Annotated in this window: 9 protein-coding genes; 3 read left to right on the top strand and 6 right to left on the bottom strand. The window is 39.3% G+C overall.

The window, feature by feature from the left end; genetic code table 11:
* Together L654_RS0102240 and L654_RS0102235 are read right to left on the bottom strand one after the other, a co-directional pair.
* The coding region (locus tag L654_RS0102240) for a MarC family protein (protein WP_024607132.1) at positions 1 to 344 on the bottom strand (344 nt) is incomplete at its 3' end.
* A gap of 167 nt (positions 345 to 511) precedes the next feature.
* The gene (locus L654_RS0102235) at positions 512 to 994 is read right to left on the bottom strand and encodes a GNAT family N-acetyltransferase (RefSeq protein WP_024607131.1); all 483 of its coding nucleotides are present in this window, start codon (positions 992 to 994) and stop codon (positions 512 to 514) included.
* A gap of 107 nt (positions 995 to 1101) precedes the next feature.
* Here L654_RS0102235 and L654_RS0102225 point away from each other — a divergent pair, with 107 nt between their 5' ends.
* A complete protein-coding gene (locus L654_RS0102225; protein ID WP_024589393.1) occupies positions 1102 to 1308 on the top strand; it encodes a hypothetical protein in 207 nt (68 codons plus the stop codon).
* An 82-nt stretch (positions 1309 to 1390) separates the two neighbouring features.
* Here L654_RS0102225 and L654_RS0102220 read toward each other — a convergent pair whose 3' ends face one another.
* Positions 1391 to 1945, bottom strand: a complete 555-nt coding sequence (locus L654_RS0102220) for a cytochrome b (RefSeq protein ID WP_024607130.1) — start codon at positions 1943 to 1945, stop codon at positions 1391 to 1393.
* 201 nt (positions 1946 to 2146) lie between these two features.
* On the opposite strand from L654_RS0102220, the gene msrA reads away from it, so the two are divergent.
* Both msrA and L654_RS0102210 read left to right on the top strand, forming a co-directional pair.
* Positions 2147 to 2746: a peptide-methionine (S)-S-oxide reductase MsrA gene (msrA, locus tag L654_RS0102215; protein WP_024607129.1), complete on the top strand. Its 600-nt coding sequence runs from the start codon at positions 2147 to 2149 to the stop codon at positions 2744 to 2746.
* 226 nt (positions 2747 to 2972) lie between these two features.
* On the top strand, positions 2973 to 3887 hold the full coding sequence (locus L654_RS0102210; protein WP_024607128.1) for a 2OG-Fe(II) oxygenase family protein: 915 nt from the start codon (positions 2973 to 2975) through the stop codon (positions 3885 to 3887).
* 84 nt (positions 3888 to 3971) lie between these two features.
* Here L654_RS0102210 and L654_RS0102205 read toward each other — a convergent pair whose 3' ends face one another.
* The 3 genes from L654_RS0102205 to L654_RS0102195 form a co-directional block, all read right to left on the bottom strand.
* On the bottom strand, positions 3972 to 6083 hold the full coding sequence (locus tag L654_RS0102205; RefSeq protein WP_024607127.1) for a TonB-dependent siderophore receptor: 2112 nt from the start codon (positions 6081 to 6083) through the stop codon (positions 3972 to 3974).
* A 24-nt stretch (positions 6084 to 6107) separates the two neighbouring features.
* On the bottom strand, positions 6108 to 7421 hold the full coding sequence (locus tag L654_RS0102200) for a DUF3526 domain-containing protein (protein WP_024607126.1): 1314 nt from the start codon (positions 7419 to 7421) through the stop codon (positions 6108 to 6110).
* A partial coding sequence (locus L654_RS0102195; protein ID WP_024607125.1) for a DUF3526 domain-containing protein occupies positions 7418 to 8049 on the bottom strand: 632 nt, incomplete at its 5' end. The genes L654_RS0102200 and L654_RS0102195, both read right to left, overlap by 4 nt.

The raw sequence follows: 8049 nt of genomic DNA, 5'->3' as shown, positions 1-8049 counted from the left end.
GTTGCTGGTATAGCTAGCGGAAAGACCGCAATATCGTGTTCGGGGTCTTGTTTAGCTTTGTTAGAATCGTTTCCAAATATCATTTGCAGGCCAAACAAAAACAATATAATTCCGCCCCCTAATTGAAACGACACCAACCTAATTCCCATCGCATTAAGTATTAGCTGCCCTATTAAAATAGAACCCAATAGTACGCAACCAGCGTAAAGCACCGTTTTAAAGGCTGTTTTACGACGTTGTTGATCTGTTAAATGAGAAGTAAGCGCAGCAAACAGCGCCATAGTGCCTATTGGGTCAATGGTTGCCCAAATAACAAGCGCATCTTGAGATAGTTTTTCTAGCATATAAAATCCTTGTTAAGCGTAAATATTTAATAAAACACGGGTAACAAATTCATTTGCTTACGCTTAACTATAATAGAAAGCCGTTATTTTTTGTATTTTATTTACACTTGGAGGCGTTGACCTTTCAGGATTGAAAAAAGATAAGCACTTATAATTGCCGTCTTGAGTTAAAGTGATTTATACCAAATAGAATTTTCTCTTAAACTAAAACCTAACTTAATAAGTAAATTATGGGAACGTGCATTGTGTGCACTCACCTCAGCCGATACATGTTTAAGCGGAATATCCTTAAGTAGCGCTTCAATAAAACCAGTGACTACTTCAAACATTACGCCTTTATCCCAAAAGTCGGGGTGCAGCTCAAATCCTATAAACGCACTACTTTTACACGGCGTTAAATTATAAAGCCCACAAGTACCCATTAACTTTCCAGATGTATTATGTTCAATTGCAACTCTAATCACTTCGCCTTCGTAGTGGGCACTAATATCATCTTGTATTAATTGTTTGATTTGTGTTTTGCTGAGCGGTGTTTCGTAATCGTTAAATTCTGACACATGCGGGTGGTTTAAAATATTAAATAAACACGCAGCGTGTTTGTGGGTAATTAAACGCAGCGTAACGCGTTCAAGCTTTGTGGTATTAAACATTTTATTTAAGTGGTTAGTTAAATTAGCTCTTTATGGGCAGGCATTATTAACTTACCATACCCCATTAACAAGCATTATCTTTAAAGCAAAAAGAGTAAGAGAACGTAATGAGTGACGATTTTCAAGTAATACAACCCACTACCACAGTATATTGCCCAAAGCGCGGCGAAGGCTGGACCTTAACAGGCATTACTAATATTAACGAGTTTACCTCTGTAATGTTTGACGGCACACGCTATACACTTCCAGCACGCGAAATAGTAGAAGAACTTTTACCAAATCAGTTAGCCCGTGAAGCACAAAACCAACAATAAACTTTGTTAACCGCCAAATCTAAATTACAAAAAGGGCTTTATACATAATATAAAGCCCTTTTTGAGTTTACCTAGCGCTAGGCTATTTACTTTTTTCAAATAGCATACGCTTAAACGTGTTATCGCCCACTACATAATGATGAAACAAAGCGGCTGCAGCATGTAAGCCAATTAAGTAATAACCAACAACGCCAGCGGTTTCATGTATTTCTTTTATTTGTTTTGCTAAATCACTATTTTTTGCCACCAATGCAGGTAACTCTAAGCCAAAAAATGGGATAGGCTTGCCCGCAAAACTTAAAATTAGCCAACCAGCTATTGGCATTGCAAGCATTAAAACATATAAACCCAAATGCATTATTTTAGCTACCGTTTCTTGCCAATTTGGTGGCGTTGGTGTTATATGTGGTTTTGGACCACTTTTAAAACGTACGACTAAACGAATACACACAATAAATAATACCGACAGCCCAAGCATAAAATGCCACATTTTAAATGCTTCACGTGTATCGGTGCCTTTATCAAAAAATACTCGTAACTCTATACAAGCATATACGGCTATCATTAGTAGTAACATGAGCCAATGCAGCGCAATCGAAAGTTTGTTGTAATGATCAGTCGTGTTTTTTAAATTCATAATGCCTCAACTTATTAGCTGCATACAAAGCAGTTTATATGTGTATTTTTACACGAGTACGCCCAGCTTGTAGAAATAATATTGCTATTTAATGATCTAAAACATATTTATCCCACTAAAAATTGAAATACCTTTTATTAATTAAAGGTCTACTAGCTGTACATAACTGTTTATACATTCATCATATTGATGCGAGATTTTATGAAAAAATTATTAGTTCTAGTTTTAACTTCATCTGTTTTGTTTTATGCGTCACTTGCTCATGCAGATAAAACCGAAAAAGCCGTTTTAGCTGGAGGTTGTTTTTGGTGTATGGAAAGTGACTTTGAAAAGCTAGAAGGCGTAACCGATGTAATATCGGGCTTTACTGGCGGCAAACTTAAAAACCCTACCTATAATGGTAATCATAAAGGCCATTACGAGGCAGTAGAAATTACTTACGACCCAGCCATAGTAAGCTATCAGGGTATACTTGATCATTACTGGGTAAATATTGATCCCTTTGATGCCAAAGGCCAATTTTGTGATAAAGGCTCTAGTTACTTAAGCGCTATTTTTGTAGAAAACGACGAACAACGTAAATTAGCCGAAAAAACAAAAGCGGCAGTAGTTGCCGAGTTTCCTAATCAAACTGTGGTTACACCTATACTAAACGCAAGTACCTTTTACCCTATTAAAGGTAGGGAAAGCTTTCACCAAGATTATTACAAAAACAACCCAATCCGATACAACACTTATCGTTGGCGTTGTGGTCGCGACAGCCGCCTAGAAGATATTTGGGGCGAAAGAGCAACTCACTAGTATTTATAAAGCAACTTAAATTACACAAACAAAAGGCTGCATATTGTGCAGCCTTTTACTTATCTACAAAGCTAGCTTTCTCTGCTTCAAAAAGTATACAAACCTTCATTATCAATAGATAGTATATTCTGTTTTCTAAAGCAGGTTGTTTATCTACTAAATCAAATATAATAAATTGCACTCCTAGATTGATATAAACCAAACTTAACAACTGGAGTTACACAAAATGTTTGCCAATCAATTACAGCTAGCGCGTGCTCTAGAGTTACCAACACGACAAGCCATGCTTTACCGTGAACCAGTAGTACAACACTTTTGGAATAGCAACACCGACCTAATTACAAACGCGTGGAGCGAATGGGAAACAACATCAATAGATAGCTCAACGTTTACGTTAGGCGACTCACTACTTGATAAAAACCTACGCCAAGCAGTAAAGCAAGCATGGGAAGATCCATCAAAAGAGCTGGCCGTAAAAGCGTTATTAAACGAAGTTGCTCCTGATGTATTTCAATTTCAATTTTTTGATCCAGAGCGCCTAGCGGTTTTACGCGGATATTTAGAACAAGTATGGAATTCGCAAATTCCTATGCGTCCACCATACGGCATAGTGTTAAATCGCCGTGGTGCAATGCTTGATAGTCGATCAGAAGGTTATTTAGCCGCGCCAAGCTTTCAAGCATTTTATAACGAAATACTAAACACTTATATGCGCCCTATTTCACGTATGCTGTTCCCGGAAGTTATGGGGTTTGATACACAAACATTTGGTTTTTCTATTTATTATGAGCCAAACACAGATTCGTCAATTCGCCCACATACAGATGCATCGGCCGTAACGCTTAATATTAACTTAAACTTACCAGGCGAAGAGTTTACAGGGTCAGAAGTTGACTTTTATCACCCGTACACAGGCGACATTAAATCACTTACGTTTAAGCCCGGCACTGCCATGTTACATCGTGGCAATATTGCACACGCAGCAAAGCCTATTACCAGTGGTGAGCGAACTAATTTTGTTTTGTGGTTGTATGGAGAACGCGGGCGATTACCAGCACAAGGTGCACCACGCATTCCTATTGATGCTAAACAGCGCTGGATTAACCCTAAAAAAACTAACGACGGCTATGCACCATTTTAATCGAGTTATTAACTAAGTTTTTAACTAAGCAAAAAGGTTGCTTAATTTAAGCAGCCTTTTCGTTAGTATCGTTTTAGTTTACGTTTAAAGCTTATACGTTGCAGATAGCCTTACACTTCTGGGTGTGCCCGGTTGAACCCATGCATCAGCAAATGAGTTAGTGTAATAAGTTTCATCAAACAGGTTATCTACCTCTGCACGCAAGCCAATTGCCTTAGTTACATCAATATCTATAAACGTACGCGCTGTTGTATAGCTTGGTAACTCAAAATCGGTACCAAAAAAGCCGTTTCGTGAGTCTACATAAACTAAACCTGCGCCAAATTTAATTGCTTTGCCATATAACTCGGCTGATTTAACAAGCTGTAAACTAAGTTGATGTTTAGGAATATTTAATAAAGAACTGCCCGCTTCAACGGTATAGCCAAAGTTAGCATCAAAAAATGAGTTTTCAATAGTTGCATCAATATACGCATACGATAACCATAGGTTTACATCATTCGTTAGCTCACCGTTTATATCAATCTCTATGCCTTTGCTTTGTGCTTCCCCTATTGCAGCAAAAGTAAATGCAGTGGGATCGTCAACTACCAGCATGTTGTCTTGTTCTACTTTAAATACAGCAACGGTGCCAAACAGAGCGCCATCGTTTAAAGTAAATTTAACGCCTACCTCTGACGACGTTGATTGATTTGGCTCAAAACCATCGCCATTTGTATCAGTGCCTGATAAAGGCCTAAAGTTTTCGCCATAAGTGGCATAAACAGATACAAACTCGCTCGCCTCATACACAACACCTAACTGGGGGCTAACACGTGACTCATTTTGTTTTGATTGTGTATCAGCTAAACGATTATTGAGTGTTTGCTGGTAGTCATCAAAACGTATACCGATACGTACATCAAGCTTATTGGTTAGGCTTATTTGGTCTTGTATAAATACACCTAACGACTCCTGCACTTCTAACTTATCGGTATTGGCCGTTGGCGTAGGTAACTCATATGCTCCATATACAGGATTAAAAACATTTATATACTGATCGCCACGTACACGAAGAACAAGTTGATCATTTTCGAACTTATCAGAATCAACACCAATTATTAAACGGTGATCCAACCCTGCAACCTCTAAATTACCTGTCACTTCGGCTCTAAATACCTGATATTTTGCATTGTAATCACGGTAGCGCCTAAAGCGATTTACTTCGCCATCAATCACGCCATCAAAACCAGTTTCGGTAGCAAACCCTTCAAGCGAAGTATCACGGTAGTTAGCGCCCAGCAATACGCTCCAATTATCATTAAAGTCATGAATAAACTCTAATTGATGGCCAAGTACGTCAGCCTCTATTGGGCCATCACCTGGCTCACCTAAAAAGCGGCTCTGTGGTATTAAACCAAGTTCGCCATCTATGGCTAATACGCCTCTATCAAAAGGGACCTCTTGGTCACTGTATTCAAGCTCATATATTAGCTGGCTATTATCATTAATATTCCACGTTATTGATGGGCTAAAGCCTTGTTTAGTTGTTTCTATTGTATCGCGAAAGCTTTTTGCGTCTTCATAAAAACCAACCAGTCTAATTGCTACGTCGTCGCTAAGGGGCGTGGTGTAATCTACATCAGCGCGGTAGGTGTCAAAGCTGCCTACGCTTAGCTTTAGCTCGCCGCTTGTATCAAACGTTGGGCGCTTAGTAACGAGATTTACTGTACCGCCAGGTTCACCACGGCCAAATAAAGCAGCACGTGGACCTTTTAACACCTCAACCGATTCAATACCCGACAAATCACGTGAGCCACCAAAACCACGCCCGGCATTAAACCCATTAACAAGGTAATTGCTTGGCAAGTTTTCATCGCCTACAAAGCCGCGTAGCGCAAAGCTATTCCAAAGTCCGCCAAAGTTATTTTGACGCGCTACCGATGCCGATAAATCAAGCGCTTGATTTAAATTTATAGCACCTGCGTTTTCAAGCGCTTCTAAATCTATTTTTAATTCTGATTGCGGTGTTTCTAAAGGGCTAAAATTGCCTTGATAAGCTTGGCGCGAGCCAATCACTGCCAATCTTTCTATAGGGCTATTATTTACGCTGTCATCCTTTGAGGTTTGTTCAGCAGCCATAGCGTGGCTGCTAAACAAACTGACTAAGCATGCGCTTAAATAGCTGAGCTTTAGCCCATTTTTATTGGTATTCATTATAAACCTTGTTAATTAGTTGACTCATAAATTTTCTTTTAGCTTAACGCCTGTAACGTCAGGCTCATCCGTTTCATTAAGCATTGTTTTTTTAAAGCTAGGCATACTCTTAAGCGCAGCTTTAGGTGGGTTGCCTTTTATAAACAGCCAAGGGTAGTAAAACTCCCTCAAACTTTTATGAAATCCTCGCATACGGTATTCATATCTAAATGCAGCTAAAGCATCAGTGCTCGCCAATCGGGTAAAACTGCGTTGTAGCAAAAGTGGTGGTGAAAACCACGATACAATCCCCGCTAGTTGATACTTTGTATGCGCTGCATCACGATAAGCATGTGAAAGTTCACCTGCTTTTTCGTCTCCAACTTGCTGAAATGCGTAATACCATTTCCATTCAAACTCGCTTTGCATATCAACATGATCTTTCCACTGTGGATTTGATGCTACAAAAGCATCCATTGTGGTTTTCTTTGGTAAGTCCCATGCATCGTTAACCGCCTCACGCTGAGTAAGCACAATGTCGCCGCCCTTTGGTGAGTGAACCATTTTGTTTATAACTAAATCGCCTAAAATAGGAATAATAAAGGCAACTAACACCCAAAAACCGATTAATGTTGAAGCAACACCCGGCGCACTGTTGGCATTTTTGCCCCACCACACACTAAGCAAAGTCCAAAACGCAATGTAAATTACACATATAAAAGTAACAAACCCCACATCAGCAAGGGCCGAATGACTAAACAAAGTACCTACATAAAATGGCAACATTAAACACACTATTACTGCTATCAACCTTACAGCTATACGTGCCCCCCATAATGCAAAGTACGACTTAGCCGTAGTCACTAATAAGTCATGCCTACCGCTTGTTCGCTCATTAGCAAATAAATCATGAAATAGTAAAATAACTATCAGCGGTGCTAATGCACTAATTACAAATACAAAATCAATTTTACCTGCCTGCGCTAGCTCTGCGTTTTGTGAATCGCTCTCGTAAATTTGCCCCTCTAGGGCAAGTAAATTTAAGCGGTGTTTCCACGGATAAATATCGCGCTCGCCTAAAGCAGCAAACGCTAAATTTGAAGGTGCCGAATACGTTAAATGAAAGCTGTAATAGGCAAGCGAACCAGCATCACTGTATTTATTTTGTACGTTAGCTAATTCAGTTAAATCAGCCGTTTTTAAACGCTCAATAGTATGTTGTTGCTGGCTTACTTCACTAAGGCCGCTGAAAACTGCAAACCCCGATATAGCAAATGTACATGCTAGTAATATCACTAAATATTTTTGGCGAAGTAAAAAACGCCATTCACGAATTAGCTGTGAAAATACATAACTCATAACAAACGCTTCCCTACAAATTTAATACCGCCTAACAGCACTGCAATCCAAATAAATAACTGTAAAAATGCAGGGATACTTCGCTGCGCTCTCACTTGTGCGTTATCTACATTAAAAGTAAAGTTTTGCAGTACTTGCCAATTTTGTGCACTTACACGAGCTTGCTTAGTCGCTTCGGTACTGGCATTGCGGTTCATATCGTCTTGGTAGCTAAGCTTTTCTACATGAACTTTGTTAAGCCCTTGCACAAAGTCAAAACGCAACTGTTCGATTTCACGCAAAAAGCGGTGATGAGTTTCAATACTCGTCCCTACCACTATCATCGATAACGACCGAATAGCCACCATAGGTGAAACCCAGCCAAAATAACGAGATACCTTCGTTTGTTTAAGCTCTGCTTGCATACGTTGCTCGGCAAATTTGTTTAATACGTTAGTCAATTTTGCTTCAGATTCGCTGGCTACTAATCCTCTAAAATTAATCGGTAGCTCATCTATACTTTTAACGTTGTACTTTTTAAGAAGTGATTGTTTAAATTGCATAAAGGCAGGGTCGTTTGCGTTATGGCCGTCACCTAGTTTTCTAAGTTGTGCTTTTACAGCAAAGTCTGTTTCTATTTTACCGGCAG

Source organism: Pseudoalteromonas sp. TAB23 (genome assembly GCF_000498075.1).
Taxonomy (GTDB): Bacteria; Pseudomonadota; Gammaproteobacteria; order Enterobacterales; family Alteromonadaceae; genus Pseudoalteromonas; species Pseudoalteromonas arctica.
This window is presented reverse-complemented; position numbering and strand designations above follow the sequence as displayed.